4 protein-coding genes are annotated in these 3,964 nt (G+C 67.0%); all 4 read right to left on the reverse strand.

Annotated features, from left to right (window positions below; all coding sequences use genetic code 11):
* On the reverse strand, nucleotides 1–446 hold a 446-nt coding region (locus AC5E6L_RS12945; RefSeq protein ID WP_491773811.1), incomplete at its 3' end, for an ATP-binding cassette domain-containing protein.
* Nucleotides 447–453: 7 nt separating this feature from the next.
* Complete coding sequence (locus tag AC5E6L_RS12950) at nucleotides 454–1,533, reverse strand: ABC transporter permease (protein WP_491230198.1); 1,080 nt, start codon at nucleotides 1,531–1,533, stop codon at nucleotides 454–456.
* Nucleotides 1,530–2,522 carry an ABC transporter permease gene (locus AC5E6L_RS12955; protein ID WP_491230199.1) on the reverse strand — a complete coding sequence of 331 codons (993 nt, stop codon included), beginning with the start codon at nucleotides 2,520–2,522 and terminating at the stop codon, nucleotides 1,530–1,532. The genes AC5E6L_RS12950 and AC5E6L_RS12955 overlap by 4 nt, the downstream gene beginning before the upstream one ends.
* 67 nt (nucleotides 2,523–2,589) lie before the next feature.
* Nucleotides 2,590–3,964: ABC transporter substrate-binding protein (locus AC5E6L_RS12960; RefSeq protein ID WP_491773814.1), on the reverse strand; the 1,375-nt coding region annotated here is incomplete at its 5' end.

Here is a 3,964-nt window from a genome sequence, read left to right on the forward strand (position 1 = left end):
ATGCCGACGCGGTCGAGCAGGTCTGCGATATGGGCGCGCGCCCGAACCCTGGACATGCCCGCATGCAGCCGCAGCGGCTCGATCAGCTGGTCGCCGACCGTGTGCACCATCGAAAAGGCGCTCATCGGCTCCTGAAAGATCATGCCGATCTCGCTGCCGCGCAGGCGGCGGTGCCGGCCTTCGGGTTCGCGCGCCAGGTCCACCGCGCCCAGCAGCTTGGAGGCAAAGCCGATCTTTCCGCCGGTCACCCGCACCGCCCCTGGCAACAGCCCCATGATGGACAAGGCGGTCAGGCTCTTGCCGGAGCCGCTCTCGCCGACGAGCGCGACGGCCTCGCCCCGGCGGATCGACAGCGAGACCCGGTCGACCAGGCTGGTCGTCCGCCTGGCCGCAAGGCCGATGCTCAGCGCATCGATGGTCAGGATGTTCGCCGCGTTCGCGCCCATGGCCGCCTCAATAGCTCTGCGGGTCGGCGGCATCGCGCACGCCGTCGCCGATGAAGTTGAGCAGCAGCACGACCAGCACCACGACAAATCCGGGGATCAGGTACCAGGGCGTCAGGATGATCGCCGAGATCGACTGGGCCGGCAGCAGCAGCACGCCCAGGCTGACCACCGGCTCGCGCAGGCCCAGGCCCAGGAAGCTGAGCGAGGTTTCGGCGATCACGATGGTGGAAAAGGCAAGCGTCAGGTCGACGATCAGATAGCCGGTGAAGGAGGGCAGCATGTGGCGCCGGAAGACCGTCGTCGGCCCGCAGCCGGCCAGCCGCGCGGCCAGCACATGCGCGTCATCGTGCATGGCGATGATGCGCGAGCGCACGCGGCGCGCAAGCACCGTCCAGCCGATCAGGGACAGGATCACGGTCATGATCATGTAGGTCTGGATGGCCGACCAGTCGCGCGGCACGGCCGCGGCCACCGTCAGCCACAAGGGCAGCGTGGGGATCGATTGCAGAAACTCGACGATGCGCATCGAGACGGTGTCGAAGAGCCCGCGCACATAGCCGGCCAGCCCGCCGATCATGATGCCGAGCACGAAGGCGACAAGCACCGAAATCGCGCCGACCGAGAGCGAGGTGCGAAACGCATAGATGGTGCGCGAGAAGATGTCGCGGCCGAGCCGGTCCGTTCCGAACAGATGCAGATAGCCGTCGGGCACGCCGAACAGCCGCCGGTCGCTCTCGATCAGTCCGAACCAGGTGTAGGGTTCGCCGCGCACGAGGAACCGCACCGGCCAACTGTCATCGTCCTGGATTTGCGTCACGCGCCGCAACGTGACCGGGTCGCGCTCGGTGATCCGCGCGCGCACATTGAGCTGCACCCGCCCGTCCGGCGTGACGAGCCCGATGCCCATGGGCTGACCGTCCGCATGGGCGCGGTTGCGCGCCTGGGGGCTGTAGGGCGCGAAGAACTCGGCGAACAGCGCGATCACGATCAGCCCGACCAGCGCCCACAGGCTGACCAGCGCCAGCCGGTTGGCGGCGAAGGCCCGGCGCGCAAGCTGCAGGCGGCTGAGATGGGCCGTCCCGCTCACGCCTGCACCCCCATGCGGATGCGCGGGTCGAGCCGGAACAAGATGAGATCGGAAATCAGCGTGCCGACGACGACCAGCACATAGTAGATCAACAGGATTCCACCAGCGAGCGGCATGTCCTGGCTGATCAGCGATTGCAGGAAGACCGGCCCCATCTCGGGCAGCGACAGGACGATGCCGACGATCGGCGCGCCGGACACGATGGCGGTGATCTCCCAGCCGAGCGTCGCCGCGATCGGCACGATAGCGACCCGCGCCGGATAGCGCCACACCGCCCTCCAGAAGGGCAGTCCGCTGGCCCGCGCCGCCATGACATAGGGTTTGGAGAGTTCATCGAGCATGGTGGCGCGCATGGTGCGCACCTGCGCCGCCGTGCCGGCCGTGCCCAGCACGATCACCGGAATCACCAGATGGGCCAGAAAGTCCCGGAACCGGCCCCAGCTCCAGGGCTGGCCGACATATTCGGGCGAGAAGACGCCGCCGGCCGACAGACCGAACCATTTGTGGCCGAGATAGACGAGGATCAGCGCCAACAGGAAATTGGGCGTCGCCAGCCCGACATAGCCGATGAAGGTCGCGCCGTAGTCGACCGCGGAGCGGCGGCGGACGGCGGAGTAGAGGCCCAGGGGAATGCCCACCGCATAGACGATGAAGAGCGCGCAGAAGGCGATGCCCAGCGTCAACGGCAGACGCTCGGCGAGCACGTGCGACACAGGTTTCTTGTACTCGAAGGAAAAGCCCAGATCGCCGCGCAGGACGTTGCCCATCCAGTTGACGTATTGAACGATGAAAGGCGCATCGAGCCGGAAGCGCTCGCGGATGTTGGCCAGTTCCTCCGGCGTGACCTGATCGCCGTCGGCGGCGCGTGCGGCGGCATAGGCATCCGCATAGTCGCCGGGCGGCAACTGGATCAGGAAGAAGACGACGAGGGAGAAGGCGGCCAGGACCACCAGGGCTGAAGCCAGCCGCCCGAAAAGGAAACGGAGCATGCGACGCGGACCCGTTCAGGTGAGGAGGAGTGGTCGGCGGGGTGTGCCGGCCACCCTTCTTGCCCGATCAGTTCGGATAATACCACTGATCGACGCCATAGGGTTGCAGATAGCCGAAGGTGGCCGATCCGCCGATCGCCTCGATCTCGGGCACGTTGCGCAGCGCCTTGTTGATCACCGAAAGCCGCGGCATTTCGGAGAACACGCCGATCACGACCAGTTGCTCGCGATGGATTTCGGTCGCCGCGGAGAGCGCCTCGTTCCATGCCTCGGAGCCGGGCAGGCTGGCGCTCATGGTGGCGCCATGCTCCCACAGTTCCTTCGCCCAGGCCGGCGGCTCTTCGCCCTCGGCGCCGTCGCTGTCGCGCCATTGCGCCCAGGGCAGGCCGGTCAGCGGATCGTTGATGTGGAACGGCGGCACGAGCGGCTCGGCGCCGGCGGCCAGCACCGGATAGATCGGCTGGTCGTAGATCATGTGGATGTCGAGCGCATTGTCGCGGCCCTTGTCGCCCAGCGTGACGGAGTCGATCTCCCGCATCTGGACGTCGATGCCCACCGCGCGCCACATTTCGGCGACCAGGATCGGAAACTGCGGCGAGCCGCTGAACTGGGTCGAGTATTCCCAGATCACCGAGAAGGGCTCGCCGTCGGGACGGCGGCGCAGCCCGTCGTCGCCCCTTGCCATGCCCATTTCGTCGAGCAGCGCATCGGCCATCTGCGTGTCGAACCTTGCATAGTGCGCGGCGTCGCCGGGCGCCTCGTTCGGAACGCCGTAGGGCAGCGCCGAGCCGACCTTGGCGACGCCCAGGAACAGGGTCTCGTTGATCTCGTCGCGGTCGAGGGCGGCCGACATCGCCTTGCGGAAGCGCGCGTCGGCGTAGATGGCGCGCACGGCCGGGTCCTTGTGGGTCTGGTTGAAGACGATGAAGGGGCCCTTGGCGCCGGCCGGCAGGATGACGCGGTAATTGCCCTCGGCCTCGGCTTCCTTGAGCGCTGGGAAGCTTTCGAGCGCGCCGGGCGATTTCTGGTCGACATTGCCGTTCAGGATTTCGACGACATAGAGCGCCGGATCGATGAACCGCTCCTTGTGCTCGTTGATGTAGGGCAGCTGCTGGCCGGACGTGTCGACCCGGTGATAATAGGGGTTGGGCACGAAGTCGCGGAAGGTTTCGTCGGGCGCCACCACCATGATGTGGCTTTCCAGCGTCGGCACTTGGAGGCCCAGCGCCGAGTGGGTGGTGCGGTCCATCCAGTGGCCCCAGCGCACGCGGAACCAGTCGGCCCAATTGTCGTAACCGGCCCGCTGCGCCTTGGCGTCCGCATCGTCGGCGAAATCGCCATGGAACGGCGCCAGCGCGTGCTTGGGCGCGAAGGCGGCGAAGAACTGGCCCTGTGCGACCAGATGGTTCAGAAGGCCCGGAAGGGGCTTGTCGAAGATGAAT

The sequence above is a fragment of the Roseitalea sp. genome (genome assembly GCF_984466335.1).

Bases quoted from the DNA above. Each gene is read 5' to 3' on its own strand.
- AC5E6L_RS12955 (WP_491230199.1), bottom strand. From the start codon at position 2,522: ATGCTCCGTTTCCTTTTCGGGCGGCTGGCTTCAGCCCTGGTGGTCCTG.